The sequence below is a fragment of the Micromonospora sp. NPDC004540 genome (assembly GCF_040610095.1).
Lineage (GTDB): Bacteria > Actinomycetota > Actinomycetes > Mycobacteriales > Micromonosporaceae > Micromonospora.
In genome coordinates this window covers 1-22,613 of the sequence record NZ_JBEXLR010000084.1, presented here as the reverse complement: position 1 = coordinate 22,613, position 22,613 = coordinate 1, and the positions used below count along the sequence as shown (strand labels likewise).

Here is a 22,613-nt window from a genome sequence, read left to right as displayed (position 1 = left end):
GCGTGACCTTCGAGGAGTACGTCGGCAGCCGCGGCCCGGCCCTGTTGCGCCTGGCCCGGCTGCTGACCGGCGACGAGCACCGCGCCGAGGACCTGACCCAGGACGTGCTGGCCCGCGCGTACGTGCACTGGCGGAAGATCGCCCGGGCCGACCGGCCCGACGTGTACGTGCGGCGGATGCTGGTCAACGCCAACAACTCCTGGTGGCGCCGGCGGTCCAGCCGTGAGCTGGCCGTGGACACCGTCGCCGAGCGGGCCCACCGGGGCGACCTCGGCGGCGAGGCGGCCGACCGGGACGAGATGTGGCGGCTGATCCGCGCCCTCCCCGACCGCCAGCGCGCCGTGCTGGTGCTGCGCTACTACGAGGACCTGGACGACGCGACCATCGCCCAGATCCTCGACTGCTCGCCGGTCACCGTCCGCACCCACGCGATGCGGGCGCTCGCCCACCTCCGGGAGCGCTGCGGCGTCCCGACGACCAAGGGGAGCCGGCCGTGACCGACCTCGACCAGCGGATCGCCTCGGTGCTGCGGGAGCGCGCCGAGGGGGAGACCGACACCCACCGGCTGCTCCGGGAGTCCCGCGCCCGGGGCCGCCGCCGCCAATTGCGCCGCCGGACCGCCACCGGCACCGCCCTGGCCCTGGTCGGGGTCCTCGGCTTCGTCGGGGTGAGCGGCACGGACCTCGGCGGGCTGTCCGGGCGCCTGCCCTGGGGCGCGGCCACGCCGACCGCCGCGCTGCCGGTGCCGCCGCTCGCCGGCGGCGTCCCGGGCGCGACCGCCGACCCGACCCGGGTGGCCACCGACGCGCTGGTTCTGCACTTCGGAGTCGACCCGGCCCGTGCCCGCTACCTCGGTTGGGGAGTCCGGCAGGGCGAGGTCGAATCCGTGCGGTTCACGGTGGGAAGCGGGCGGCCCGTCCTGGTCGAGGTGAGCCGCTCCCTCGAGCTGCTGAGCCGGGGCGGCATCGAGGGCTTCACCTTCGACGCGGTGGAGGAGCCGCTGCCCTTTGACGGCACTGTCCGCGAGGTGCCCGGCCAGGGCGGTGGAGTGATCCTCTCGTGGCGGCCGGTCGACGGCCTGTACGCCCGGGCGAGCACCGCCGGCCGGGACCAGACGGCGCTCCGACGGGCGGTTGACGCGCTGCGGTGGAACCAGGCGAGACGGTGCCCCGGCCCCTTGCGGCTCACTACGCTGCCGCCCGGGGCGACGGTGCTGACCTGCGACGTGGACGTCTCCGCGTTCCCGGGCGGGCTGAACGCGCGGTTCGTCCTCGGGCGCGGGGAGGACGCGACGATGCGGGTGAGCTTCGATCACGCCAGTCAGCTCGCGGGCGTCCGGACCGAGAGCAACCGGACCGTCGACGGCCGGTCGGCCTACCTCTATCCCGATGGAACCAGGCTGGAGCTGCTCGGCATCCCGAAGGCGCACCTGATCGTCACCTTCGGCGGATTTGACAAGGGCTTCACCGAGGCCGACGCGACGGTCCTGCTGGCCGGGGCGCAGGTGGCGAAGGACCTGACCGACCCGGAGACCTGGAAGTGAGCTCCGCCGGCCGGGCCGCCCGAGCCGGGCCGGTCCGGCCGGCGGACCGTACGCTTGGTGACCGTGAGCCCCCGTCGCAACCGTCCCCGCCGGGACGAGACCACCCACCTGGACTCCGAGCGGGCACGCCAGGGCGTGCCGACCGTCCAGCAGTGGCGCGACGGCGACTGGCAGGTCCGCGGGATCACCGGCGGGGCGTCGGTCAAGACGTACCGCTGCCCCGGCTGCGACCAGGAGATCCGGCCCGGGGTGGCGCACGTGGTGGCCTGGCCGGCCGACGACCGGGGTGACCTGACCGACCGCCGGCACTGGCACAGCGGCTGCTGGCGGGCCCGGGACCGGCGCGGGCCGAACCTCCAGCGCGGCCGCGGCGCCCCCCGGCACGGCTGAGCGATCTGGATCACGCTGTTTCCGCCCCGGCGGGCGGCGCGGTCGGCGGCGCGGGAGACTGGGACGGTGAGCACACCGATCCGTGCGTCGTCGATCCTGCCCGGCCGCCGGGAGGACATCGAGCTGCACACCGCCGACGGGCTGAGGCTGGTCGGCGAGCTGGCCCGGCCGCTGGACCGGGAGCCGGCCGGCACCCTGGTCTGCCTGCACCCGCTGCCCACCCACGGCGGGATGATGGACAGCCACGTCTTCCGCAAGGCGGCCTGGCGACTGCCCGCGCTGGCCGACCTGGCCGTGCTCCGCTTCAACACCCGGGGCACCAGCAGCGTCCGGGGCACCAGCGAGGGGACGTTCGACGCCGCGGTCGGCGAGCGCTTCGACGTGGCCGCCGCCATCGAGTACGCCGAGTTCCACGAGCTGCCGAACATCTGGCTGGTCGGCTGGTCGTTCGGCACCGACCTGGCCCTGAAGTACGGCTGCGACCCGGCGATCGCGGGGGCCATCCTGCTCTCCCCGCCGCTGCGCTTCTCCCAGCCGGAGGACCTGACCGTCTGGGCCGAGTCCGGCCGGCCGCTGACCGCCCTGGTCCCCGAGTTCGACGACTACCTGCGCCCCGAGGAGGCCCGGCAGCGCTTCGCCGCGGTGCCGCAGGCCGAGGTGGTCGGGGTCCCCGGCGCCAAACACCTCTGGGTCGGCGACGCGGAGACCGTGCTCAACGAGATCGTCAGCCGGGTCAACCCGGCCGTGCCGGTCCCGCTGCCGACCACCTGGGACGGCCCCATGGAGACCGGCGACGCCAGCGCGTACGCCGACCGGACCGTGGCCGCCTTCGCCGACACCCCGGTGGCCGGCCCGGAGCAGCGCCGCGCCGGCTGACGGTCAGCGGGACTCCTGCCGGGGCAGCACCACCTCGCGCAGGATGAGCTGGAGCGCGGCCACCGTGGGGATGGCGATCAGGGCGCCGACCACGCCCAGCAGCGACACCCCGAGCAGGGCCGCGAGCAGGGCCGCCACCTCGTTGACCGAGACCGCCCGGCGCATGATCTTCGGGTAGATCAGGTAGTTCTCGACCTGCTGGTAGACCAGGAAGAAGACCAGGCAGGCGATGCCGACCGGCAGGTCGGTGGCGAGCCCGACCAGGGTCACCACCACGGCGCCCAGGGTCGCCCCGATCTGCGGGATCAGGTCGGTCACCGCGACCACCACGGCCAGGGCGAAGGGGTACGGCAGCCCGACCACCAGGGCGAACACGAAGGTGCTCGCCCCGGCCAGCACCGCGATGGCCAGCGCACCGACCATGTACGCGCCGACCCGGGTCAGGATCTCGTCGCCGATCAGGCGTACCCGTTCCCGGCGCGACCGGGGCACCAGCGCGTAGCCGAGGTCGCGCAGCTTGTTGAAGTAGGCCAGGAAGTAGATCGTCAGCACCAGCACGGTCAGCGCCCGGAAGATGGTGCCGAAGATGAGCTGCGCCCCGCCCAGCACGCCGCCCAGAGCCCGGCCGATGGTGTCGGCGTTCGCCGCCGACTGGACGCGCTGCATCACGTCGTAGCGCTCGACGAGGTCGTTGACCGTCGGGTTGCGGCGCAGGTCGTCGACGTAGCCGGGAAGATGCTCGATGAACTGCCCGGACTGGGTCACCACCGGCGGCACCAGGGCCAGCAGCCCGCCGACGATCAGCAGCACCACGGTCAGCGTCACCACCGCCACCGCCAGCCCGTGCGGCAGCCCCCAGCGGCGCAACCGGACCACCGCCGGGTGCAGGCCCACGGCGAGGAAGAGGGCGATCACCACCAGCACCAGGATGCCGGCCGAGTTCCGCACGCCCAGGAACACCGCGTACGCCAGCAGCACGCCGAGCGCCCCGGTGAAGCCGATCAGGAAGCTGCTGCGGCGCAGCGGCCGGCCCGGTACGCCGAACCGCCCGCTCGGCTCGAACTCGGTCGGCTCGGTCTCCACGCCGATCTCGGCCAGCCCGGGCCTGCCGCCTGGCGCGTCACCGGCCGGTCCCCGCCTGCCGGCCGGTCCTGGGCCACCGGCCCGCCCTGCGCTGTCGGTCGGGCCTGCGCTGTCGGTCGGGCCTGCGCTGTCGGTCGGGCCTGCGCTGTCGGTCGGGCCTGCGCTGCCGGTCGGGTCCGGGGCGTCGGTGCGGCGGGGGGTGGCGCCCGCGTCGGCGGGATCGGGTTCGGGGCGCAACGGCTCGAGCGGGTCGTCGTCCGGGCCGGCGGATCCCTCCTGCGACACCCGTGCCTCCCCGGCTCCCGCTCCGGCCCGGCGGAGCGCCCCTGCGGCGGACCGTGAGGACCGGGTGGGTCCTCGGCGGCGCAGCCCCTGCCCGCAGGTTAGCGGTCGGCGCCCGCCCCGACCATCCCCTCCGCCACTCGACCTGGTGACCCGCTGGGCCGGCGGCGGTCAGTCCTTGTCGACGGTGACGGTGCTCGGCTTGGCGCTGCGCTCGTCGGTGGTCGGCTTGGTGCGGCGCTTGCCGTTCTCGCCGCTGCTGGTGATCTTCGTGGGGGTGGCCCCCCGGCCGCCCTCGCCGGGCACGGCGGCCACGGTCGGCTCGCCCTCCACCCCGGCGCCGGCTCCGGAGCCGTCCACGGTGGTCACCGGCTCGGCGACCGGGCGGGCCTTCGCGGCGTCCGCCGTCGACTCTCCGGCCTCCGCCGCCGGTGCGGGGGCGCCGCCGTTGAGGGAGACCGGCGCGGTGCCCGTGGCGCTGACGGGCGCCGGAGCCCGGTCGCCCGCCGGCGCGCCACCCGCCCCGCCGCCGGTTGCGGTGGGCAGCTCGGCCGGGTCGACGGGGGTGGCGGCGAGGCCGGCCGGCCCGGCCTCGGCGCGCAGCTCGGCGAGCCGGCGCTGGAGGTCGTCGGACTCCTGCCGGGACTTCCAGGTCGCCGTCCGCAGGTCGGCGAGCTCCTGCTGGGCGTTGGCGATCTCCAGCATCACGTGGGCGAGCTGCTGCCGGCCGGCGGCCACCTCCTGCTGGGTGGCGGCGAGGTGCTGCTGGGTGGTGGCCAGGTGCTGCTGGGTGGTGGCCGCATACTCCTCGAACTGCCGGCGCGAGGCGGCCACGTGCTCGTCGGCCTTGCGGCGCTTGTCTCCGGCGTCCGCCTCGGCCCGGCGGAGCAGCTCGGCGGCCTCCTCCTCGGCCCGCCGGCGCATGGTGAGCGCGTCCTGCTCGGCCGCCTGCCGGAGCTCCGCCGCGCCCTGCTCGATCTCCGCGCGCCGGGCCGTGTAGGCCTTCTCCAACTCGTCCTGCCGCCTGGTGTGCTGCTTGTCCAGCTCGTCGCGGCGCTTGGCGAACTCCCGCTCGGCGGTGGCGCGGCGCTGGGCCAGCTCCTTGTCCGCCGTCTCCCGCCGGGCGTTGACCTCCTTCTCCACCCCGGCCCGCCAGGCGCCCAGCTCCTGCTGGGTCTGGGCGCGGGCCTGCTGGACGTACGCCTCGGTCTCGCTGCGCATCCGCTGCACGTACGCCTCGACGTCGGCGCGGTTGCGCTTGCCCGCCTCGGCGGCCTCGGTGGTGAGCCGGTTCGCCTCGGTGCGGGCCCGGCCGCGGGTGACCTTCGCCGCCTCCTCCGCGTCGTCGACGATCTTCTTGGCCTCCGCGAGCGCCTTGGCGTGGGTGGCCCGGCCGGCCTCGGCGGCGGACTCCGTGAGCCGCTTGGCCTCCTGCTGGGCCTTGGCGTGCACCTCCTTGGCCGCCTCGCGCAGCTGGGTGGCCTCCTGCTGTGCCTTGGCCAGCGCCTCCTTGGCCGTCTCGCGCAGCCGGGTGGACTCCTGCTGGGCGCGGGAGTGGATCTCCTTGGCGGTGTCCCGGAGCTGGGTGGCCTCCTGCTGCGCCTTGGCCAGCGCGTCCTGGGCGTTCTTCCGCAGCCTCGCGGCCTCGTCCTGGGCGGCCTTGAGCGTGGACTCCGCCTCCGCCTTGCGGGCGGCGGTGTGCCGCTCCTCCTCGGCCCGGCGGGCGGCCAGGGCGATCTCGAAGTCCTTGAGGGCCTGGGCGGACTGCTCCCGGGCCTCCTCGACGATGTGTTCGGCGGCCGCGCGGCGGGCCTCGATCTCCTCGTTGGCGGCGGCCAGGATGTCGTCGGCCTGCTCCTCGGCCATGGTGAGGATCTGCTCGACCCGGGGACCGAGGTGCCGGAACGAGGCGCGGTCCACCACGCCCACCTGCTTGCGCACCTGGGCGAGGTCGCGTTGCAGCACTTCGACCTGGCCGGCCAGCTTGTGGATCTGGGTGTACGCCTGCTCGCGCTCGGTTGTCAGCGCCGAGATCTCGTGCTCCGCACGAGCGACGTAGCGGTCGACCTGTCGTTTCTCGTACCCCCGCAGAGCGGACTCGAAGCTGGGCTCCGTGGTCACGTCCCCGCCGAGGGCGAACAGTTCCTCGCCGTGCGACATGCCCCCATCCTCACACGCATCCGGCCCTGCTGGGGCGATACGGACGCCCCTGTTGGCAGGTGCACTCCGGTGAGCAGGCGAAACGGACGGGAAAGAATGACGGCGCGGGGCGGCACCGGTTCACCCGGTGTCACCCCGCGCCGCGGCTCATGCCCCGTCTGCGGGTGGTTGTTCAGCTGGCCGACTCGGCCGTGACCTTCTTGTCGGAGCCGTCGGCCTTCGGCGCCTCCGCCTTGTTGGCGCCGGCCGCCGCCGCCGGCACGCCCGGCACGATGCCGGCGAGACCGGAGAGCATCTGCCCGAGCTGCGAGGTGACCGCGTCCTTCTGCCGGGTGAGGTCCTCGACCTCGCGGCGGGCCGCCTGGGTGGTCAGCTCGGCCTCGGTGCGGGCCTCGCTGAGCAGGCGCTGCGCCTCGGCCCGGGCCTCGGACACCGTCTTCTCGGACAGTGCCTTGGCCTTCTCGACCGTGTCGGTGGCGGTGCGCTCGGACTCGACCCGGCGGGCCTCGGCCCGCTGCTCGATCTCCTTGGCCCGCTCCTGGGCGGCCCGGGCGCGCTGCTCGGCCTCGCTGACCAGCTTCTGGGTCTGCGCGACCTGGGCGGCGTGCCGCTCGGACTCCTCGCGCTCGGCCTTCTCGCGCCGCTCGGCGAGCTGGAGCTCCAGAGCCTGGAGGTCCTTGTCCCGCTTGTCCCGCGCGTCGGTGAGGAGCTTGGTGGCCTCGGCCCGCTTCTCCTCGGCCTCCCGGGCGGCCTTCGCCCGCTGCTGGGTGATCTCCCGCTCGGCGGTGGCGCGCAGGGTGGCGACCTCGCGCTCCACGGTCGACTTCAGCTCGGCCACCTCGTGCGCGGTGACCGTGCGCAGCTGCTTGGTCTCCCGGTCGGCGTCGGCGCGCAGGGTGTCAGCCTCGCGGCGGGCCTGCACCCGGACCTCGGCGGCCTCCCGCTCGGCGGCGGTGCGGACGCTGCCGGCCTCGCGCTCGGCGGTGGCCTTCATGGCGGCCGCCTCGGCGCGCGCCTTGTCGGTGATCTCCCGCGCCTCGAGGCGGGCGGCGGAGAGGATGCCCTCCGACTCGCGCTTGGCCTCGTTGCGGTGGTCGTTGGCCTGCTCCTCGGCCAGCCGGAGGATCTGCTCGACGCGGGTGCCCAGGCCGGAGAGGGTCGGCCGGCTGTTCTCCTCAAGCTGCTTGTTGGTCTCGGTGAGCTTCTGCTCGAGCGCGCCCTGGCGCTGCTCGGCCTGGCGCAGCCGGCGCTGCGCGTCGTTCATCCGCTGCTCGGCCTCGGCGCGGGCCTGCTCGGACTGGCTCAGGGCGGCGGTCAGCCGGCCGATGAAGTCGTCGACCTGGTTGGTGTTGTAACCACGCAGGCCAACGGTGAAATCGGGCTGTGAGTTCGCGTTATCGAAGAACGCAAGAGGGGACTGCTGCTGGGGCATTGGGACATACTCGCAGACGCCCCAGGGTGCTTCGCAAGAGCGGTCCGGACCTTTCGTGTCCTGTTTACATGGTCAACTTCCCCGCGCCGACGGGACCGGACCAACGGGCGATCTTGGCAGGTCCCGGGCGGGTCGGGCGACCCGCAGTGGAGCGCGCGAAAAGGGCCGCGGGTCGGCGCCCGCGGCCCTTTGTCGGACAGCAATCAAATGGTGTTCCGGCTTACCGGAAAGGCAATGCCGGCGGTCAGTGCCCGCGGAACCGGTTGATCGCGGTTTCGTGGCGGGCGCGCAGCTCGGTGTCCCGCACGCCGAGGCCGTCGGTGGGCGCCAGGCAGCGCACGCCGACCTTGCCCTGGTGCGCGTTGCGGTGCACCTCGTACGCGGCCTGGCCGGTCTGCTCCAGCGGGTAGGTGCGGGACACGGTCGGGTGCACCTTGCCGAGCGCCACCAGCCGGTTGGCCTGCCACGCCTCGTGGTAGTTGGCGAAGTGGCTGCCGACGATCCGCTTCAGGTGCATCCACAGGTAGCGGTTGTCGTACTGGTGCAGGTAGCCGCTGGTGGAGGCGCAGGTGACGATCGTGCCGCCCTTCTTGGCGACGTAGACGCTGGCGCCGAAGGTCTCCCGGCCGGGGTGCTCGAAGACGATGTCCGGGTCCTCGCCTCCGGTCAGCTCCCGGATCCGCTCGCCGAAGCGGCGCCACTCGTCCTGGTCCTGGGTCTCCTCGTCCTTCCAGAACCGGAAGCCCTCGGCGGTGCGATCGATCACCAGCTCGGCGCCCATCTTCCGGCACAGCTCGGCCTTCTCTGGCGAGGAGACCACGCAGACCGGGATGGCCCCGCCGTTGAGCGCCATCTGGGTGGCGTAGCCGCCCAGGCCGCCGGAGGCGCCCCAGATCAGCACCACGTCGCCCTGCTTCATGTTCGCCCCGTGGTGCGAGACGAGCTGCCGGTACGCCGTGGAGTTGACCAGCCCGGGGCTGGCCGCCTCCTCCCAGCTCAGGTGGCGCGGCTTCGGCATGAGCTGGTTGGCCTTGACCACGGCCAGCTCGGCCAGGCCGCCGAAGTTGGTCTCGAAGCCCCAGATCCGCTGCTGCGGGTCGAGCATGGTGTCGTCGTGTCCGGCGGCGTCCTCAAGCTCCACCGAGAGGCAGTGCGCGACCACCTCGTCGCCGGCCTTCCACCGGGTCACACCCGGCCCGGTGCGCAGCACCACGCCGGCCGCGTCCGACCCGACCACGTGGTAGGGCAGGTCGTGCCGGCGGGTCAGCTCGGAGAGCCGGCCGTAGCGCTGGAGGAACTTGAAGGTGGGCAGCGGCTCGAAGATGCTGGTCCACACGGTGTTGTAGTTGATGGCGCTGGCCATCACGGCGACCAGCGCCTCGCCCGGGCCCAGCTCGGGCGTGGGCACCTCCTGGACGTGCAGCGCCTTGCGCGGGTCCTTGTCCCGCGTCGCCATGCCGTCGAACATCCGGGTGTCCTCGGCGCGGACCACCACGCCCCGGTAGCTCTCGGGTACCGGCAGGCCGGCGAGGCCGGCGAGTTCCCGCTCGGGCTGCGCGGAGCCCTCCGCCGCCATGATCGCTTCGAGGATGTCCTGCACGGTGACCTCCCGTTCGTTGCGCACCCGCACCGGGCGGGCAGGGGTGCTGCCATCGTCGGCGCCGGTGCGACGGGACCGCCATGTCGGCAATCGACACATCCGGCACCGGTCGCACTCCTGTGGGGCGGGACGTTACTGAACGGTAGCTAGGGCGGGAAGTCCTCTGTGAAAAACTGCATCGGCCGATGCGTGGAGGTGTCCGTGGGAACGCGAAAACGCGCAGTGGCGCGCCGCGTCCCAGGTTGTAGGAAAGGGCCCCGGCCAGGACGGCCGGGACCCCTCCGCGCGGCTCAGTGGCCGGTGGCGGCCGGCTCGACCAGCTCGACCAGGACGCCGCCGGCGTCCTTCGGGTGCACGAAGTTGATCCGCGAGTCGGCGGTGCCCCGCTTCGGCTTCTCGTAGAGCAGCCGGACGCCGCGCTCGCGCAACGCCGCGCAGGCCGCGTCGATGTCGGTCACCGTGTACGCGACCTGCTGCACGCCCGGCCCGTTGCGGTCCAGGAACTTGGCGATCGTCGAGGACGGCGACAGCGGGGCGAGCAGTTGCAGACAGCCGCCCTCGGTGGTCGGGCCGACGGCCAGCATCGCCTCGCGTACGCCCTGTTCCTCGTTGGTCTCGGTGTGCACGCAGCGCATCCCGAAGGTGCGCTCGTAGAAGTCGATCGCGGCGTCCAGGTCGGCCACGGCGATCCCGACGTGGTCGATGCGGCGCAGGCCGATGTCGGTGACATGGTCGGCAGCGGGCTCGACGGGGGAGTTCTCAGCCATGGCGCCAGTTTGGCCGAACAATCGTTAAGGCGTACAGGTCGGCAATCTCACGCCGCCGGATCGGACCCCGTCCGAACGTCTCCGCCCCGAGCCTCAGCCGAACGGGCTACCTCGAACGAGGTCACCGAGCCGACATCCGCCCTACGCCCGAGCCGGCGGCCGCCCGCGCTCCGATCGTCCTGCTGGACGGACGATGCCCCGCTGACCAGGTTGCGAGCACGATTCGAACAGGCACGCCCACCAGCAATGATCGCCCCGGCCGGCGCTCTCGGCCCGGGCACGGGGCCTTGATCGGACTCGGGAGGTCCGAGCCGTGCGCACGGTACCGAGAAAGCGTGGCAACGCACCGAACACCACAGCGTCCGACGTTCCGGCTCCGGGACGGTCGGCATGACGCTGGAGCAGTGGGCGGCAGCCAGCGTCGTGTCGGGCGCGATCCTCAGCGCGCTGACCCTGGCCGTGATGGTGAGCCGGCCGCTGCGCCGCCTGGCCCGGCAGAACGAGGAGTTCCGGCAGGACTGGTACGGGGTGCCGGCCAGGCCGGGTCACGACGCCACCCCGGGGGTGCCGGAGCGGTTGCGGCGAATCGAGGCGGAGCTGCACCCGAACGGAGGCGGGACGCTGCGGGACGCGGTCAACGACGCGGAGAGCCGTCTCAAGGGGGTGGAGAGCCGCCTCGACGACCACCTCCGATCGCCGCACGGCGGGTCGCCCCGTGGCTGATCCGGACAGCGCCAGCCAGGCGGCGCATCGATCGTTCGGCATATGCGAAGCCGGACGGCGCAAGGTTGATCTGCAACTTGCACCCGGTGAAGAGTACGCATGGTGAGTTCACTGTCACGCCCCGTCGCTGCCATCTGGATCCCCTCCCACGTCGACCCGATCGAACCCCACCTCCTGGCCTGCCTGGACCACGCGAGGCGGTGCCGCTACGACCTCCTCGGGATCGTCACCACGGCACCGTGGGACGAGGTCAGGCAGATGATGATCGACGGGAAGGTCGACGTGGTGGTGGTCGCCGAGCGGGAGCACCTGCCGCCGGACCGGACCCCGCGGATCGAGGTGGCCGCCCGAGGGGCCCACCCGTCGCCGGCGTCGTCGCCCCGGGGCCCGGTGCTGCCGCGCCGGCGCCGCCCGCGCCAGGGCTGAACGCGCGAACCTCCATCGACCGCCATGACCTGCAGCGCGTTGCGGACGTGCTCGGGGTCACCGTACTGTCGCTGTTCCCGGCAGATATGGTGCGTCCTAACAATCGTTAAGGCGTACAGGTCGGCACCCCTCGGAGGCAGGCATGGCTTCGGTGATCGTCAGCGGCGCGCGGACCCCGATGGGGCGCCTGCTGGGCAACCTCAAGGACCTCCCGGCGACGAAGCTCGGCGGCGTCGCGATCAAGGCGGCGCTGGAGCGCGCCGGCGTGGCCCCGGACCAGGTCCAGTACGTGATCATGGGGCAGGTGCTCCAGGCCGGCGCGGGCCAGATCCCGGCCCGCCAGGCCGCCGTCGAGGCGGGCATCCCGATGTCCACCCCGGCGCTGACCATCAACAAGGTCTGCCTCTCCGGCCTGGACGCGATCGCCCTGGCCGACCAGCTCATCCGGGCCGGTGAGTTCGACATCGTGGTGGCCGGCGGTATGGAGTCGATGACCAACGCCCCGCACCTGATGCTCGGCCAGCGCTCCGGCTACAAGTACGGCGACGTGACGATCAAGGACCACATGGCCCTGGACGGTCTCACCGACGCCTGGGACTGCTGCTCGATGGGCGAGTCCACCGAGCGGCACGGGGCGAAGCACGGCATCACCCGCGAGGAGCAGGACGCGTTCGCCGCGACCAGCCACCAGCGCGCCGCCGCCGCCCAGAAGAACGGTCACTTCGCCGACGAGATCACCCCGGTGATCATCCCGCAGCGCAAGGGTGACCCGCTGGTGATCAGCGAGGACGAGGGCATCCGCCCGGACACCACGACGGAGTCGCTGGGCAAGCTGCGCCCGGCCTTCGCCAAGGACGGCACCATCACCGCCGGCAGCTCCTCGCCGATCTCCGACGGCGCCGCCGCGGTGGTCGTGATGAGCAAGGCCAAGGCCAAGGAGCTGGGGCTCACCTGGCTGGCCGAGATCGGCGCGCACGGCAACGTGGCCGGCCCGGACAACTCCCTGCACTCGCAGCCGTCCAACGCCATCCAGCACGCGCTGAAGAAGGGCGGCCTGAGCGTCGCCGACCTCGACCTCATCGAGATCAACGAGGCGTTCGCCCAGGTCGGCATCCAGTCCGCGCGGGACCTCGGGATCAGCACCGACAAGGTCAACGTCAACGGCGGCGCCATCGCGCTCGGCCACCCGATCGGCATGTCCGGCGCCCGGCTGGTGCTCACCCTGGCGCTGGAGCTCAAGCGGCGGGGCGGCGGCACCGGCGCGGCCGCGCTCTGCGGCGGCGGCGGCCAGGGCGACGCGCTGATCATCCACGTCCCGAACGGTGCCGAGAGCTGACTGTGAACGACAGTGTCCAGAACGTCCCGGCGGCGGCCGCCGGCTCGGTGCGCCGCAGCCGGGACGTACCCCTGCTGGTCGAGCGGGCCCGCGCGGGCGACCCCCGCGCGGTGGCCCGGCTGATCACCCTGGTCGAGTCCGGCGACGACGTGCTGCCGCAGGTCGCGGCGGCGCTGGCCCCCTACGCCGGGCACGCCCAGGTGGTCGGCCTGACCGGCTCGCCGGGGGTGGGCAAGTCGACCACCACCAACGAGCTGGTCCGGGCGCTGCGGGCGCGCGGCCACCGGGTGGGCGTGCTGGCCATCGACCCGTCGAGCCCGTTCACCGGCGGGGCGATCCTCGGTGACCGGGTCCGGATGCAGGACCACGCCACCGACCCCGGCGTCTACATCCGCTCGATGTCCAGCCGGGGCCACCTCGGCGGGCTCTCCGCGGCCACGCCCCAGGCGGTGCGGGTGCTGGAGGGCGCCGGCTGCGACGTGGTGCTGGTGGAGACCGTCGGCGTCGGCCAGGCCGAGGTCGAGGTGGCCTCGCTGGCCGACACCACGCTGGTGCTGCTCGCCCCGGGCATGGGCGACGCCATCCAGGCGGTCAAGGCCGGCATCCTGGAGATCGCCGACGTCTTCGTCGTCAACAAGGCCGACCGGGACGGCGCCGACGCCACCGTCCGCGACATCCAGGGCATGATCGCGCTGGGCGAGCGCGGGCCGGGCGAGTGGCGGCCGCAGGTGGTCCGGTCCATCGCCGCCCGTGGCGAGGGCATCGACGACATCGCCGCCGCGATCGACAAGCACCGCGACTGGCTGGAGCGCCACGGCGAGCTGCGCCGCCGCCGGGAGGCGCGGGCCGCCGCCGAGATCGAGGCGATCGCGCTGGGCACCCTGCGGGACCGGATCGGTTCGCTGCGCGACGGTACGCAACTGCCGACCCTCGCGGCCAAGGTGGCCGAGGGCGCCATCGACCCGTACGCGGCGGCCGCCGAACTGCTGGAGCAGTTGGGCGCCTGACGTCTCGCGGGTCGATCATGGAGTTGGGGCACCTCACGAAGGCCGCATGACGGGCATCCGGGGCGCCACACGTCCATGATCGACGGTCGGGTCGGGTCGGGGCGTGCGCGGGTGGTGGTGCTTGTAGGCTCCCGGTCGTCGGTTTGGGCGAGAGTGGCGGGGGACTGCGTGGAGCACGAGGCGACCCAGGAGCTGTCGGTGACCCCGAACGCGGTGGCGGGCGGTGCGACGCACGTCTCCGACGAGGTGGTCGAGAAGATCGCGGTGGCCGCCGCGAAGTCGGTGCCCGGGGTGGCCGAGCTCGGCGGCGACGTGGCCCGCTTCTTCAACGCCGTGCTGGACCGGGTCGGGCTGGACCAGGTGGGCGACGCCCGGCGCGGCTGCTCGGCGCACGTCACCGACGGCGCGGCCGTGGTCAACCTGGTCCTCGTCATCGACGGCGGCCGGCCGGTGCCCGAGGTGACCGATGGGGTCCGCGTCGCGGTGACCTCGGCCGTGGAGGCGTACGGGCTGCGGGTCGACGAGATCAACATCCGGGTGGACGACGTGGCGCTGGGCGGGCCGGCGGCGCCCTCGGCCTGACCCGGGTTACCGGCCGGTACGCCCATCCTTAGCGATCGTTCAGGCTGGCGTTCTACACTCGGTCTGCATCCCCAGGACTCGAGGAGGAACTCCGCGCATGGACGCCGACGAGATCGCCGCCGGTCGGGCCCGCTGGCAGGCCCGCTACGACGCCGCCCGCAAGCGCGACGCGGACTTCACCACGCTCTCCGGGATGACGGTGGACCCGGTGTACGGGCCGCCGGAGGGGGTGCCGTACCCCGGCTTCGAGCGGATCGGCTGGCCGGGCGAGTTTCCGTACACCCGGGGGCTCTACCCGACCGGCTACCGCGGGCGGACCTGGACCATCCGGCAGTTCGCCGGGTTCGGCAACGCCCAGCAGACCAACGAGCGCTACAAGATGATCCTCGGCGCCGGCGGCGGCGGGCTCTCCGTCGCCTTCGACATGCCGACGCTGATGGGGCGTGACTCCGACGACCCGCAGTCGCTCGGCGAGGTCGGCCACTGCGGCGTGGCCGTCGACTCGGCCGCCGACATGGAGGTGCTCTTCGACGGCATCGACCTGGCCGGCGTGACCACCTCGATGACCATCTCCGGCCCGGCCGTGCCGGTCTTCTGCATGTATCTGGTCGCCGCCGAGCGGCAGGGCGCCGACCTGTCCACCCTGGACGGCACGCTCCAGACGGACATCTTCAAGGAGTACATCGCGCAGAAGGAGTGGCTCTTCGACCCGGAGCCGCACCTGCGCCTCATCGGCGACCTGATGGAGTACTGCGCCCGGGAGATCCCGCGCTACAAGCCGCTGTCGGTCTCCGGCTACCACATCCGCGAGGCCGGCTCGACCGCCGCGCAGGAGCTGGCGTACACCCTGGCCGACGGGTTCGGCTACGTCGAGCTGGGGCTCTCGCGCGGGCTGGACGTCAACGTCTTCGCTCCGGGCCTGAGCTTCTTCTTCGACTCCCACGTCGACTTCTTCGAGGAGATCGCCAAGTTCCGGGCCGCCCGCCGGATCTGGGCCCGCTGGCTGCGCGACGTCTACGGCGCCACCAGCGAGAAGGCCCAGTGGCTGCGGTTCCACACCCAGACCGCCGGGGTGTCGCTGACCGCCCAGCAGCCGGTCAACAACGTGGTGCGGACCGCCGTGGAGGCCCTGGCGGCCGTGCTCGGCGGCACCAACTCCCTGCACACCAACGCCCTCGACGAGACCCTGGCCCTGCCCACCGACGAGTCGGCCGAGATCGCCCTGCGGACCCAGCAGGTGCTGATGGAGGAGACCGGGGTCGTCAACGTCGCCGACCCGCTCGGCGGCTCCTGGTACGTCGAGGCGCTCACCGACAAGATCGAGGCCGAGGCGGAGGAGATCTTCGCCCGGATCCGGCAGCTCGGCGGCGAGGGGCCGCACAAGATCGGCCCGATGACCTCGGGCATCCTGCGCGGCATCGAGGACGGCTGGTTCACCGGCCACATCGCCGAGTCGGCCTTCGTCTACCAGCAGGCGCTGGAGAAGGGCGACAAGCGGATCGTCGGCGTCAACTGCCACACCGGCACCGTCGCCAAGGACCTGGAGATCCTGCGCATCTCGCACGAGGTCGAGCTGGAGCAGCGCCGAGTGCTCGCCGAGCGCAAGGCGGGCCGCGACGACGCCGCGGTCAAGGCCGCCGTGCAGCGGATGGTCGAGGTCAGCCGGACCGGCGAGAACATGATCCCGGCCATGCTGGACGCGGCCCGCGCCGACACGCAGACCACCGCGCCGCCGCCGGCCGCCACCAGGTGCGGCAGCGCGGCCTGGGTGACCAGGTAGGTGGGGCGCAGGTTGATGCGCAGCATCCGGTCGAACTCCTCGATCGGGGTCTCGTGCACCAGCCCGCCGCTGGCGTACCCGCCGACCAGGTTGACCACGGCGCGCAGCGGCGCGGCCGGCTCCGCGGTGGCCGCGGCCACCGCCGACGCGGCGCCGGCGGGGTCCAGCAGGTCCGCGGCTACGCGGACCGGCCCGGCGGCCGCCGGCGTCGTCCCGCCGCCCTCCCGTTCGGGTACGACCACCCGCCAGCCGGCCTTGAGGAAGGCGGCGGTGACCGCGCCGCCCAGCCCGCCCGTGCCCCCGGTCACCAGCACCGTGCGCTCCGCCATGGGCACACGCTAACCGCCCGGCGGGCCGGGCGGTGACCGGGGCGCGATCCGGCCCGGTCGATGCCGGTCCTCCCGGCGGGCCGGCCGACCGGTGACCTCGGTGCGGCCGTCCGGCCGGTGCGGCGGGCGTGACGGCCGAACCGCCCGTCGGCCGGAGCGACCGAGTCGACCGGAGCGGAGGAGGCGGCCGGGCTGCGGGAATGGGAGCCTTGGCGCGGTGGACGGGCGCGGAAGGCGGTACTTTTCCCGATACGCGCCGTCATGGTTGACGGTCACGCCTCATGAAAGTAAGTTTCATCCGTGGCGAAGAGTCCGAAGATTTCTGCGAGTCACGAGCCCGGTGGACTGATCGTCCACATCAGCGGCCTCCTGCCCTCGCTGTCCCCGGCCGAGCAGCGGGTGGCCCGGCTGGTCGTCGCCGACCCGGCCGACGCCGCCCGGCGCACCATCACCGACCTCGCCACCGCCGCCGAGACATCCGAGGCCACCGTCATCCGGTTCTGCCGGTCGGTCGGCATGGACGGCTACCCCCAGCTGCGCATCCGGCTCGCCGCCGAGGCCGCCCGCCGGGTCGAGCCACCGGACGCCCGGGTGGTGGGCGGCGACATCCCGCCCGGCGCCGACCTGGCGCAGATCATCGCCACCATCGCGTTCAACGACGCGCGGGCCGTCGAGGAAACCGCCGAGCAGCTCGACCCCGCCGTCTGCGAGCAGGTGGTCGAGGCGATCGGCGCGGCCGGCCGGATCGACGTCTACGGCGCCGGCGCCAGCGGCTTCGTCGCCTCGGACTTCCAGCAGAAGCTGCACCGCATCGGCCGCACCGCGTTCTACTTCCCGGACGTGCACACCGCGCTCACCTCGGCCGCCCTGCTCGGCCGGGGCGACGTCGCCGTCGGCATCTCGCACACCGGCACCACCTCGGACGTCATCGAGGTGCTCGAACAGGCCCGCGCCCGGGGCGCCACCACGGTGGCGCTGACCAACTTCCCCCGCTCGCCGATCACCGAGGTCGCCGACCACGTGCTGACCACCGCGGCCCGGGAGACCACCTACCGCTCCGGCGCGATGGCCAGCCGGCTTGCCCAGCTCACCGTGGTCGACTGCCTCTTCGTCGGGGTGGCCGCGCGGAACCGGACCAAGGCCAAGAAGGCCCTGGAGGCGACCGCCGAGGCCGTCCGGTCCCACCGGGTGGGCGCCGGCCGGAGGCGGGCATGACGGCAGGGCGGGTGGAGCGGGAGGAGATCGCCGCCGTGCGGCCCGTGGTCCGGGTGGGCGCCCCCACCGAGCGGCGCAACCCGCACAGCGTCGACCTCGACCTGATGTCGACCCGGGACGTGCTCACCGTCATCAACGAGGCGGACCGGCGGGTGCCCGCCGCGGTGGCCGCCGTCCTCGACGAGATCGCCGAGACCGTCGACCTGGCCGTCGCCGCGCTGCGCGCCGGGAACCGGGTGCACTACTTCGGCGCCGGCACCTCCGGCCGCCTCGGCGTGCTGGACGCCGCCGAGCTGGCTCCCACCTTCAACTCGCCGCGGCACTGGTTCTGCTCCCACCTCGCCGGTGGCCCCGACGCCATGTGGCGGGCGGTCGAGGACGCCGAGGACGACGAGCGCGGCGGCGCCGCCGAGGCCGCCGAGTGCGTACGCCCCGGCGACCTGGTAGTCGGGCTGGCCGCCAGCGGGCGCACCCCGTACGTCCTCGGGGCGCTCGCCGCATCCCGGGCGCAGGGGGCCGGGACCGTGCTGCTCTGCGCCAATCCGGAGGCCGACGCCGCCGCGTCGGTGGACGTCTTCATCGGGGTGGACACCGGACCCGAGGTGGTCACCGGGTCGACCCGGATGAAGGCGGGCACCGCGCAGAAGCTGGTGCTCAACACGTTCTCCACGGCCGTCATGGTGCGCCTCGGCCGGGTCTACTCGAACCTGATGATCGACATGGTGGCCACCAACGCCAAACTGCGCGGCCGGATGATCTCGATCCTCATGGAGGCCACCGGCTGCGCCGAGGAGATCTGCCGCACCGCCCTCAACGAGGCCGACGGCGACCTCAAGACCGCCCTCGTCTCGCTGGTTTCGGGCGCCGAGGTCTCCGCCGCCCGGGCCGCCCTGGCCCGCTCCGCCGACCAGGTGCGCGGCGCGCTCGCCCTGCTCGCCTCCTGACGCCGCCGCCCGCCGGATCCCCTCCCGGCCCCGCCGGCGCCACGGGTGCGACGCGCATCACGTGGCGGGACGGGACGTCCCTCCCGCTGCGGATTGTTCAACCAGCCGTGGGGTAATCCTCACCGGTGGCTGAACCGACCGGTCCACGGACGCGTATCTCGCAGTGACCAGGATCGCAATGACGCGGTGACGCGGGTCGCTGTGTTCATGGAATTCGCAATGGTGCGATTTCATGGGCGGACGATGATTCCGCTGCTCCGACGCCCTCCGAGCGGGGCGTACGGGAGCCACCCGAGCAGGGGTCCTGACAGCAAACATGGACCGGGCTCTCAGCTACTACTCAGGCATTCGTGACAGTTTCGACTCACGACATGGAATCCCCGACGCGTCTCATCTGTTGTGTAGGTGTCAGCACCTACGGGCACAGCGGAGGTTACGGGGAGGGCTGATGAACGTGGGGATGGCAAGGAACCGGGCAACCGGCGCGAGCGAGGGGACCGTGGCAATCGTGGACAAGAACATCGGCATGCGTACCGACGAGGTCGCCGAGGAGCGGGACCTGGTCGGCGTCTACCTGCACGAGATCTCCCGGACGCCGCTGCTGGACGCCGCCAAGGAGGTCGACCTCTCCAAGGCGATCGAGGCCGGGCTGTACGCCGAGCACCTGCTCGGCGAGGACCGCGTCCCCGACGGCGTCGACCGGGAGGACCTGGAGCGGCTGGTCGCCGAGGGTGAGCGCGCGAAGGACCTGTTCATCCGCGCCAACCTGCGGCTGGTCGTCTCGATCGCCCGCCGCTACGTGCGCTCGGGCATGCCCATGCTGGACCTGATCCAGGAGGGCAACACCGGCCTCGTCCGGGCGGTCGAGAAGTTCGACTACGAGCGCGGCTACAAGTTCTCCACCTACGCGACCTGGTGGATCCGTCAGGCCATCAGCCGGGCGATCGCGCAGCAGGAGCGCACGGTGCGGCTGCCCGTGCACCTGGTCGAGGACGTCAACCGGATGCGCAACGTGGCCCGGCAGCTCACCCGTGAGCTGGGCAGCGACCCGGAGCCGGAGCAGATCGCGGCGGCGCTGGGCGTCACCGTCGAGCGGGTCAACGAGCTGCGCCGCTGGTCGCAGGACACCGTCTCGCTGGACACCCCGGTGGGCGACGACGGCGACACCAACCTCGGCGACCTGGTCGCCGACAGCGACGCCCCCTCGCCGGAGGAGATCGTCCTCACCGGCCTGGAGCGGCAGCGGATCGAGGGCCTGCTCAACCACCTCGACGACCGTTCGGCCGGCATCATGCGGGCCCGCTACGGCCTGGAGGACGGGCGCGAGCACTCGCTGACCGAGGTCGCCTCGCGGTTCTCGCTCTCCCGGGAGCGGATCCGCCAGCTGGAGATCCAGGCCCTCGGCCGGCTCCGTGAGCTGGCCCGCGCCGAGGGGCTGCAGGCGGCCTGAGCTGGTAGTAATTGATTCGACGAACGGCCGGCGTCCGATAGGGGGACGCCGGCCGTTCGCTGTTGTCGGGGTCAGCGCACCCGGCCGTAGCCCTGGATCGTCATCATGTTCATGTCCCGCTTGAGCACGTTGCGGCCCGCGCTGGGCGCGTCGATCACCTGACCGCCGCCGATGTAGAGCGCCACGTGGCCGAGACCGGAGTAGAACACGAGGTCGCCGGGTTGCAGCGAGCTGCGGCTGATCCGTGAGGTGGCGTCCCACTGCATCGCCGCGTTGTGCGGCAGGGACTTGCCGGCGGCCCGCCAGGCAGCCAGGGTCAGCCCGGAGCAGTCGTAACCGTCCGGCCCGTCCGCGCCCCAGACGTACGGCTTGCCGACGGCGCCGTAGGCGTAGCGCACGGCCACGCCGGCCGAGCCGGAGATGGCCGGGGCGCTGCCGGCCGAACTCGACTTCGCGGGCGTCTCGGTGGCCCGACCGTACGCCTTCCGGCGCAGCTCGTAGAGGCGGGCCAGGTCCGCCTCGATCTTCTTCTTGCCGGCGACGAGCTGCTTGGCCTGCGCCGCCTCCCGGGCCAGCGTGGCGTCGAGCCGGGTCTTCTGGTCGATCAGCCGGCGCTGGTTCTCCGTGAAGCCGGCGATGGTCTGCTGCCGCTGGCGGGTGAGCTGGTCCAGGGTGCCCAGCCGGTCCGGGAGGGTGGCGGGGCCGCCGGGCTCCAGCAGGGCCTGCGCGGTGCGCATGCCCCCGGTCTTGTACGCCGTGGCGGCGATGGCGCCCACGTCGGCGCGGCTCCGCTCGGCCTGCTCCTGCAACGGGCCGATCCTGGCCTGCAACGTGGCCGCGGTGGCCTTGTTGGCCTTGATCTCCTCGTTGAGCTTGTTGTACGACTCGACGATTCGCTCCAGCTCAGTCGAGGACTTCTCGATCTGCTTCGTCAGCTCGGCGGGGGTGGGCTCGGCCCGAGCCACCGACGCCGGGGCGAGCAGCGCGGCCGAGAGGCCGGCGACCGCCAGCGAGCGCAGCAGGATCCGTAAGGACGACAAGAGCGGAAAGCTCCTCTCCGACTTTTCGCCGGGGCGGCACGCGACCCGGCGACACCGGCCCGGGGCCATCCGGGTGGATGGCGGTCGACCGGACCGGCCTGCCCAACCTAACCCGTGACCGGAGTGACGGTGGGTTGAAGCAGGGGCGAAAGTTGGCAAAGTGTCAGGAAGTGCCGGCGGTGCCGGTGACGCTTCGTGACCGGTTCGCGGGCGGGCGGTCGCGGTGCCGGACCCGCGTGGGCGGATCGCGCCACTGGCCCGATTCGTCGTTCTGGGCGGATGTCGCCAGGCCACGCGCCGCAAAGTCACGACAAAGGCGGAAATCACTCCCGTTTGCCGGCGCGGAGGCCTCTTGCGAGCAGGCGCGTGGCCAGGGAAAACGCCCGACCGGGGTGGCGTGCCCGCAACACAATGAAGCGCGGACCCCGGGAATCCCGCGCACGGCATCGTCGGCGGCGCGGAGGCCCGGCCCGCGAATCCCCGGGAGGCCGCCGTGCAGCACGATGGCTCCACCACCCGCCCGCCCCGCTCCCCGGGAGCGAGCGCATCCACCCTGCTCTACGCCCGGCCGGGCATCGTGGTCACCGGCGAGCGCTTCACCGTCGGCCGCAACAGCTGGCGGGTCGCCGACATCACCCAGCTCTGGTCCGCCCGCGGCCCGCACGACCGGCTCGCCCTCCGGGCGGTCGCCGTCTCCGCCGCGCTGATCGGCGGCGTCGGCGTGCTGCTCGGCTTCACCGGCGGGCTGCAACGGCTCACCGCGGCGGCGTACCTCACGCTGGGCGCGGTGGGGCTGCTGCCGCTGCTGCTCGTGCTGGTCGGGGACCGCTTTCGGCCCCCGGCGCACGAGCTGTGGGGGCGGGTGGGCGGCGCCGAGGTGCTGCTGTTCAGCAGCGACGACGCGCGGCAGTTCGGCCAGGTCGCCCGCGCCCTGCAACGGGCCCGGGAGGGGGTACGTCACGGCGGCTGGGCGGACCCGCCGGCGGCCGAGCCGTGGCGGCCGACCCGCTGACCGGGGCGGGTCAGCCGGCGACCGGCTCCGGGGTGCGGTCCGGCCGCTCGGCGGCCAGCCAGTGGCTCACCCGGCGCTCGGCGTAGAACGAGACGAACGGCACCGTGCCGGCGAGCATCACCAGCAGCATCCGCTTCAGCGGCCAGTCGGCCCGGCGCGACAGGTCGAAGGTGAGCGCCAGATAGATCATGTAGAGCCAGCCGTGCGCGGTGCCGACCACGGCCACCACGGTCGGGTTGTCGAAGCCGTACTTCAGCGGCATGCCGATCAGGACCAGCACCACCAGCGCCACGCCCACGATCCAGGCGATCACGCGGTACCGGGTAAGGGCTCCGCCCACCGTCGTCCGTCCTTCCGACCGGCCTCAGCCGGGATAGTCGCCGGGCCTCGCGCCCGGGTTGGCGTTCAACCAGGAAAGGTAGCGGTTGTACGCGGCGAGTTCGCCGTCGTCGACCCCGTCGGCCGGGGCGGCCGGCACCCGGCTGACCCGCACCGGCCGGCGTACCGCCGGGGTGGTGGCGCCGGCCGGCTCGGCGCCGGGGGCCGCCGGGGGCGCCCGGGGTGGGGGCGGCTGGGGCGGCGGCCCCCGCGGGGTACGCCGGTCACGCCACCAGACGAAAACCCCGAAAACCGCGA

At 73.2% G+C, this 22,613-nt stretch carries 21 protein-coding genes and 2 pseudogenes; 14 read left to right on the top strand and 9 right to left on the bottom strand.

The genetic code is table 11. The features are described 5' to 3' along the window. Positions 1-2 precede the first annotated feature (2 nt). The 4 genes from ABZV78_RS23995 (at position 3) to ABZV78_RS23980 (ending at position 2,809) form a co-directional block, all read left to right on the top strand. Positions 3-497 carry a SigE family RNA polymerase sigma factor gene (locus tag ABZV78_RS23995; protein ID WP_355641929.1) on the top strand — a complete coding sequence of 165 codons (495 nt, stop codon included), beginning with the start codon at positions 3-5 and terminating at the stop codon, positions 495-497. Continuing rightward, entirely contained in the window at positions 494-1,543 is a 1,050-nt protein-coding gene (locus ABZV78_RS23990; RefSeq protein ID WP_355641928.1) for a hypothetical protein, read from the top strand. The genes ABZV78_RS23995 and ABZV78_RS23990 overlap by 4 nt, the downstream gene beginning before the upstream one ends. Before the next feature lie 57 nt (positions 1,544-1,600). Further along, complete coding sequence (locus ABZV78_RS23985; RefSeq protein ID WP_355641926.1) at positions 1,601-1,933, top strand: hypothetical protein; 333 nt, start codon at positions 1,601-1,603, stop codon at positions 1,931-1,933. Positions 1,934-1,999: 66 nt separating this feature from the next. Further along, the gene (locus ABZV78_RS23980) at positions 2,000-2,809 is read left to right on the top strand and encodes an alpha/beta hydrolase (RefSeq protein ID WP_355641925.1); all 810 of its coding nucleotides are present in this window, start codon (positions 2,000-2,002) and stop codon (positions 2,807-2,809) included. Between the two features lie 3 nt (positions 2,810-2,812). Here the strand turns inward: ABZV78_RS23980 and ABZV78_RS23975 are convergent, their stop codons facing one another. The 5 genes from ABZV78_RS23975 to mce form a co-directional block, all read right to left on the bottom strand. Then, positions 2,813-3,907 carry an AI-2E family transporter gene (locus ABZV78_RS23975; protein WP_355641942.1) on the bottom strand — a complete coding sequence of 365 codons (1,095 nt, stop codon included), beginning with the start codon at positions 3,905-3,907 and terminating at the stop codon, positions 2,813-2,815. 438 nt (positions 3,908-4,345) lie between these two features. Then, positions 4,346-6,334: a hypothetical protein gene (locus ABZV78_RS23970; protein WP_355641923.1), complete on the bottom strand. Its 1,989-nt coding sequence runs from the start codon at positions 6,332-6,334 to the stop codon at positions 4,346-4,348. A gap of 172 nt (positions 6,335-6,506) precedes the next feature. After that, on the bottom strand, positions 6,507-7,766 hold the full coding sequence (locus tag ABZV78_RS23965; protein WP_355641921.1) for a DivIVA domain-containing protein: 1,260 nt from the start codon (positions 7,764-7,766) through the stop codon (positions 6,507-6,509). Between the two features lie 244 nt (positions 7,767-8,010). Then, positions 8,011-9,366 (bottom strand): crotonyl-CoA carboxylase/reductase, encoded by a 1,356-nt coding sequence (gene ccrA, locus ABZV78_RS23960; RefSeq protein ID WP_355641940.1) that lies wholly within the window; start codon positions 9,364-9,366, stop codon positions 8,011-8,013. A gap of 290 nt (positions 9,367-9,656) precedes the next feature. Further along, positions 9,657-10,133: a methylmalonyl-CoA epimerase gene (gene mce / locus ABZV78_RS23955; protein WP_355641919.1), complete on the bottom strand. Its 477-nt coding sequence runs from the start codon at positions 10,131-10,133 to the stop codon at positions 9,657-9,659. 390 nt (positions 10,134-10,523) lie between these two features. Here mce and ABZV78_RS23950 point away from each other — a divergent pair, with 390 nt between their 5' ends. The 6 genes from ABZV78_RS23950 (at position 10,524) to ABZV78_RS23925 (ending at position 15,987) form a co-directional block, all read left to right on the top strand. Beyond that, positions 10,524-10,856: a hypothetical protein gene (locus ABZV78_RS23950; RefSeq protein ID WP_355641917.1), complete on the top strand. Its 333-nt coding sequence runs from the start codon at positions 10,524-10,526 to the stop codon at positions 10,854-10,856. A 99-nt stretch (positions 10,857-10,955) separates the two neighbouring features. Next, complete coding sequence (locus tag ABZV78_RS23945) at positions 10,956-11,282, top strand: hypothetical protein (protein ID WP_355641916.1); 327 nt, start codon at positions 10,956-10,958, stop codon at positions 11,280-11,282. A 142-nt stretch (positions 11,283-11,424) separates the two neighbouring features. Continuing rightward, the gene (locus ABZV78_RS23940; protein WP_355641914.1) at positions 11,425-12,618 is read left to right on the top strand and encodes an acetyl-CoA C-acetyltransferase; all 1,194 of its coding nucleotides are present in this window, start codon (positions 11,425-11,427) and stop codon (positions 12,616-12,618) included. Positions 12,619-12,620: 2 nt separating this feature from the next. Beyond that, a complete protein-coding gene (meaB, locus tag ABZV78_RS23935; protein ID WP_355641912.1) occupies positions 12,621-13,625 on the top strand; it encodes a methylmalonyl Co-A mutase-associated GTPase MeaB in 1,005 nt (334 codons plus the stop codon). A 168-nt stretch (positions 13,626-13,793) separates the two neighbouring features. Beyond that, positions 13,794-14,207 (top strand): Asp23/Gls24 family envelope stress response protein, encoded by a 414-nt coding sequence (locus ABZV78_RS23930; RefSeq protein ID WP_355641910.1) that lies wholly within the window; start codon positions 13,794-13,796, stop codon positions 14,205-14,207. A gap of 97 nt (positions 14,208-14,304) precedes the next feature. Next, positions 14,305-15,987, top strand: a complete 1,683-nt coding sequence (locus ABZV78_RS23925) for a methylmalonyl-CoA mutase family protein (RefSeq protein ID WP_355641908.1) — start codon at positions 14,305-14,307, stop codon at positions 15,985-15,987. Here ABZV78_RS23925 and ABZV78_RS23920 read toward each other — a convergent pair. After that, positions 15,906-16,316: pseudogene (locus ABZV78_RS23920) on the bottom strand (SDR family NAD(P)-dependent oxidoreductase); the annotation flags it as partial. The gene ABZV78_RS23925 and the pseudogene ABZV78_RS23920 sit on opposite strands and share 82 nt — an antisense overlap. Positions 16,317-16,616: 300 nt before the next feature. On the opposite strand from ABZV78_RS23920, the gene ABZV78_RS23915 reads away from it, so the two are divergent. The 3 genes from ABZV78_RS23915 to ABZV78_RS23905 all read left to right on the top strand — a co-directional run bounded on the left by ABZV78_RS23915 (position 16,617) and on the right by ABZV78_RS23905 (position 19,925). Further along, positions 16,617-17,531 (top strand): MurR/RpiR family transcriptional regulator, encoded by a 915-nt coding sequence (locus tag ABZV78_RS23915; protein ID WP_355641906.1) that lies wholly within the window; start codon positions 16,617-16,619, stop codon positions 17,529-17,531. Continuing rightward, complete coding sequence (murQ, locus tag ABZV78_RS23910; RefSeq protein ID WP_355641904.1) at positions 17,528-18,475, top strand: N-acetylmuramic acid 6-phosphate etherase; 948 nt, start codon at positions 17,528-17,530, stop codon at positions 18,473-18,475. Before ABZV78_RS23915 ends, murQ begins: the two co-directional genes overlap by 4 nt. A gap of 460 nt (positions 18,476-18,935) precedes the next feature. After that, the gene (locus tag ABZV78_RS23905; RefSeq protein ID WP_208863076.1) at positions 18,936-19,925 is read left to right on the top strand and encodes a sigma-70 family RNA polymerase sigma factor; all 990 of its coding nucleotides are present in this window, start codon (positions 18,936-18,938) and stop codon (positions 19,923-19,925) included. Positions 19,926-19,996: 71 nt separating this feature from the next. On the opposite strand, the gene ABZV78_RS23900 is transcribed toward ABZV78_RS23905, so the two are convergent. Then, positions 19,997-20,965: an NlpC/P60 family protein gene (locus tag ABZV78_RS23900; RefSeq protein WP_355641902.1), complete on the bottom strand. Its 969-nt coding sequence runs from the start codon at positions 20,963-20,965 to the stop codon at positions 19,997-19,999. A gap of 493 nt (positions 20,966-21,458) precedes the next feature. Here ABZV78_RS23900 and ABZV78_RS23895 point away from each other — a divergent pair, with 493 nt between their 5' ends. Continuing rightward, positions 21,459-21,977 (top strand): DUF6232 family protein, encoded by a 519-nt coding sequence (locus ABZV78_RS23895; protein ID WP_355641900.1) that lies wholly within the window; start codon positions 21,459-21,461, stop codon positions 21,975-21,977. A gap of 10 nt (positions 21,978-21,987) precedes the next feature. Here the strand turns inward: ABZV78_RS23895 and ABZV78_RS23890 are convergent, their stop codons facing one another. Continuing rightward, positions 21,988-22,317, bottom strand: coding sequence for a DUF3817 domain-containing protein (locus ABZV78_RS23890; protein WP_355641898.1), 330 nt, complete (start codon positions 22,315-22,317; stop codon positions 21,988-21,990). Between the two features lie 24 nt (positions 22,318-22,341). Further along, positions 22,342-22,613 (bottom strand): annotated as a pseudogene (locus ABZV78_RS23885) (hypothetical protein); the annotation flags it as partial.